A 3,965-nucleotide genomic window follows, 5' to 3' on the forward strand; every position below is an offset into this window, starting at 1 on the left:
CAGGGGAGGGGGAGACCTTCGCGCCGGGTGCGGCTGGGTGTCGCTCGCGCCTTGGGCAGGCCCCTCCCCCCGACCCCCTCCCCCGGCAAACTGCGCCGGGAGAGGGGGGGCACGGCAGCTCAGGTGCGCCCGTAAGTCCGCACGGGCACACCAGTTGTCATCCTGAGGCGCAGGCGCACCACAATCGCCTGCGGCACACCTCACGCGCGCCGAAGGATCTAGCCTGCGCCACCTCTGAGCCCGGGCGCGGTAGCGTCACGAAAGCCTGCGCCACGATGCCGTTCTCCCCCTCTCCCCACGTAGATTGTGCGGGGAGGGGGCCGGGGGGTGGGGCGCCGTGAACATCGCCGCGCGCCTGAGCGAGCGCGCCGCCCGGCATCCGGAACGGCTCGCCATCGTGGAGGGCGCCGGGCGACGTACCAGTCGGACAACCTTTGGCGAACTGGATCGGCGGGTGCGCGCGCTGGCGGGTGGACTGGCCCACCGCGGCATCGGCCCGGGGGACTCGGTGCTGCTGTTCGTGCCGATGTCCGCCGACCTGTACGTGGCGCTGCTCGCCTGCCTGCATCGCGGCGCCACGGCGGTGTTCGTCGACGCGTGGGCAGACCGGCGGCGGCTGGATGCGGCGGTGCGCATCGCGAACCCCAGGGCGTTCATCGGCTCCCCCAAGGCGCACCTGCTGCGGCTGGTGAGCCCCGCCGTGCGGCGCATCCCCATCCACCTTGTTGCGGGCGGGCGGCTTCTCTCACTTCAGCGCTACGAGGCGGGCGGGGCGGGGGACGCGATCGTGGTCGATGCCTCCGCGCCCGCGCTCGTCACCTTTACGACGGGTACCACGGGCGCGCCCAAGGCGGCGGCGCGTTCACATGAGTTCCTGTGGGCGCAGCACCTGGCGCTCGCGGCGCACCTGCGCCCGCGTGAGGGCGACATCGACATGCCCACGCTGCCCGTCTTCGTCCTGAACAACCTGGCGAGCGGCACTCCGAGCATCCTCCCCGACTTCGACCCGCGCCGCCCGGCCGAGATCGACCCCGCGCGCATCCATCGCCAGATGCTGGACGAAGGCGTCACCACAAGCAGCGGCTCCCCCGCGTTCTACGACCGCCTGGGCCGATGGTGCGCCGAGACGGGCAATCGCATCGCGCTGCGCGCGATGTTCACCGGCGGTGCGCCCGTCCTTCCGCCGCTCGCCCGGCTCCTGGCGGCGGTGGCGGATGGTGACATCGGCGTGGTCTACGGCAGCAGCGAGGCCGAGCCTATCGCCGGCATCGACGCGCGCGAGATGCTCGCCGCGATGGAGCGGGGGATCGAGGCCGAGCGGCCGGAGGGGATCTGCGTCGGCGAGCCGGTGCCCGAGATCGATGTGAAGCTGCTCCGCCCGCACGATGGGCCGATCACCCTGGGCACCGATGGCATCGCGGGATGGGAAGCCGGACCGGGCGAGGTGGGCGAGGTGGCGGTCGCGGGATCGCACGTGCTCGCCGGCTACCTGAACGATCCCGAGGCCGAGCGCCTGAACAAGATCCGCGACGGCGGCCGCGTGTGGCATCGCACCGGCGACGCGGCCTGGATGGACGGGCAGGGCAGGCTCTGGCTGATGGGCCGCGTCGGCGAGCGGGTGCGGCGCGACGGGCAGACGTGGTGGGGCGGAGCGGCGGAGGCGCGGGCGCTGGATGTGCCTGGCGTGCACCACGCCGCTTACCTCGGCGTCGCCGATCCGGAACTGGGGCAGCGCGCGGTGCTGTGCGTCGAGACGGTGTCCGGCGCGCTCACCCGCGCCGAGCAGGACGCGATCCGCGCCGCCCTCGGCCCCATGCCGCTGGACGAGATCCGCGCCATGCGGCGCATCCCCCGCGATCCCCGCCACGCATCGAAGACAGACACCGCGGCGCTCCGCCGGCTGCTGGACGGACACAGCGGCTGATCGCCGCCTAGCGCGCATCTTGCCGCTGCCCCGCGGCGCGCGCACATTAGCGCCGCCGCGGCCTGGCCCGGCCCTGACGACCGAAAAAGCGATCCATCCAGAGGAGATCATGGTGAACACCGCCGCGACCACCGCGGACGGGCTGGAGCTGTTCTCCCGCCCGGCCGTTCGCTCGTTGCTGGAAGAAGTCCGTGAGTCCGTCCGCGTGAGCGACGCAGGCGCGTTCGAGCTGGTGAGCGCCGATGCGCTGCGCGCGGACGGCATCGACCGCCTGGCCCACGACGCCGCGCTCTCCGACAACGAGGACCGGCGCGACACCGCCCGGTGGCTGATTCTGCAGGCCGGCCGCGCGGTGGGCATCGCCCCGGCGTCCATCCACGACCTGTACATGGCCCGCGGCCGCGGCGAGATCACCGGCTTCACGGTGCCCGCCATCAACGTGCGCGCGGCCGCGTTCGATACCGGCCGATCGCTGTTCCGCGCCGCCCGCGAGCTCCAGGTGGGCGCGCTGATCTGCGAAATAGCCCGGTCGGAGATCGGCTACACCGACCAGCGGCCCATGGAGTACGTGGCGGTGCTGATGGCGGCGGCCATCAAGGAAGGCTGGACGGGCCCGCTGTTCGTGCAGGGCGACCACTTCCAGGTAAACGCCAAGAAGTACAAGGCCGATCCCGACGCCGAGCTGCGCGCGGTGAAGGACATCATCCGCGAGGGGCTGCACGCCGGCTTCTACAACATCGACATCGACACCAGCACCCTCGTCGACCTGGACAAGGGCTCGCTGGATGAGCAGCAGCACCTGAACTACACCCTCTCGGCCGAACTGACGGCGTACGTGCGCAAGTACGAGCCGGCCGGGGTGACGGTGAGCATCGGCGGCGAGATCGGTGAGGTGGGCACCGAGAACAGCACGCCCGAGGAGCTGCGCGCTTACATGGACGGCTACGTCCGCGCGCTGGCGGAGGTGTCGGCAAAGGTGGGCAAGCCGGTGGCGGGGCAGAGCAAGATCAGCGTGCAGTCGGGCACTACGCACGGCGGCACGGTGCTGCCGGACGGCTCCATCGCCGACGTGGCGATCGACTTCGAGACGCTGCGCACACTGTCGGACATTTCTCGCCGCGAGTACGGCCTGGCCGGCGCGGTGCAGCACGGCGCATCAACGCTGCCGCAGAGCGCGTTCGGCAACTTCCCGGCGGTGGAGACGGCCGAGATTCACCTGGCCACCAACTTCCAGAACATCCTGTACGACCACCTGCCGGCCGAGCTGCGCGAGCTGATGTACGAGCACTGCCGGCAGAACTTCCAGGATGAGCGCAAGCCCAGCGATACCGAGGAGCAGTTCATCTACAAGGCCCGCAAGAAGGCGCTGGGGCACTTCAAGCGCGACCTGTGGCACCTGCCGGAAGAGGACCGCGAGCGGATCCGCGCGGCGCTGTACGACCAGTTCGTCTTCCTCTTCCGCCAACTCGCGGTAGAGAACACGATGGACATCGCGCAGAAGTACGTGCCGCTTCCCGACGTGCCGCGCGCCACCCCCGCCGACCTGCGGATGAAGGCCGCCGCGGACGACTGGGACCTGTCGGACTGACGGCCACGACGGTAAACGAAGGGTGGAGCCGGGGTCGCGAGAGCGGCGCCGGCTCCTGTCTTCTGGTGCACGCAGGGTGTCCCCGATCCGTTCTGGCCCGCTATTCTCGTGCGGTGCTCCCATCGTTCCCTTTGCGACGGGTACCGTAGTGACCGTTCTTGCCGCCGTTACCTCCCGATGACCTCCGGCCGCCTGCCGCAGCCGAGGCGCGTGCTGACGTGGGTGTACCTGGGGCGCACCTGCCTGGCCACGGGCATCTTCCTGGCGGCCGCGCTGGCTTGGGACCAGGCGCCATCCAGCACCACCCTGGCCGCCACGCTCCTGCTGATCTCCTCGGCCACGTTCGCCGCCGGCTCGTTCTGGTGGACGCACGTCCATCGGCACGAGCCGGGACCCAACTACCTGTACTGCCAGGTCCTGTACGACGTGCTGCTGGTGACCGCCGTCGTGCAC

3 protein-coding genes are annotated in these 3,965 nt (G+C 71.0%); all 3 read left to right on the forward strand.

The genetic code is table 11. From position 1 onward, the window contains the following. Positions 1-337: 337 nt before the first annotated feature. On the forward strand, positions 338-1,924 hold the full coding sequence (locus tag VIB55_RS19860) for an AMP-binding protein (RefSeq protein ID WP_331878409.1): 1,587 nt from the start codon (positions 338-340) through the stop codon (positions 1,922-1,924). Between the two features lie 109 nt (positions 1,925-2,033). Then, complete coding sequence (locus VIB55_RS19865) at positions 2,034-3,512, forward strand: class II fructose-bisphosphate aldolase (RefSeq protein WP_331878410.1); 1,479 nt, start codon at positions 2,034-2,036, stop codon at positions 3,510-3,512. A gap of 177 nt (positions 3,513-3,689) precedes the next feature. Further along, positions 3,690-3,965 (forward strand): hypothetical protein (locus tag VIB55_RS19870; RefSeq protein WP_331878411.1); only part of this gene is annotated, 276 nt, incomplete at its 3' end.

This window comes from Longimicrobium sp. (assembly GCF_036554565.1).
Classification (GTDB): Bacteria; Gemmatimonadota; Gemmatimonadetes; order Longimicrobiales; family Longimicrobiaceae; genus Longimicrobium.

What these genes read in the sequence shown, in the direction of transcription:
- VIB55_RS19865 (WP_331878410.1), top strand. Translation starts at nt 2,034, where the DNA reads ATGGTGAACACCGCCGCGACCACCGCGGACGGGCTGGAGCTGTTCTCC.